The 283-nt window shown below is 48.4% G+C and carries 1 tRNA gene and 1 rRNA gene; both read right to left on the bottom strand.

What is annotated here, in order from left to right:
- A 5S ribosomal RNA gene (rrf, locus tag AAEY94_RS20655) occupies window positions 1-73 on the bottom strand; the annotation flags it as partial.
- A gap of 36 nt (window positions 74-109) precedes the next feature.
- Window positions 110-185 (bottom strand) — tRNA-Thr (locus AAEY94_RS20660).
- Between the last annotated feature and the right edge of the window lie 98 nt (window positions 186-283).

Consider the following 283-nt stretch of genomic DNA (forward strand, 5'->3'; position numbering starts at 1 on the left):
CATCGGCGATACTGTGTTTCACTTCTGAGTTCGGAATGGGATCAGGTGGTGCCACAGCTCTATGGTTTCCAGACAAACTCTTCTCTAGGACGTAACACTAGATTATTCTTGGTGCTGATACCCAGAATCGAACTGGGGACCTCATCCTTACCAAGGATGCGCTCTACCAACTGAGCCATATCAGCAAAAGCTACTACTTGAAGCTTATTAGGCGCCTGGAAATGACCTACTCTCGCATGGGGAGACCCCAAACTACCATCGGCGATACTGTGTTTCACTTCTG

The sequence above is a fragment of the Shewanella sp. AC34-MNA-CIBAN-0136 genome, from assembly GCF_040309945.1.
Taxonomy (GTDB): Bacteria; Pseudomonadota; Gammaproteobacteria; order Enterobacterales; family Shewanellaceae; genus Shewanella.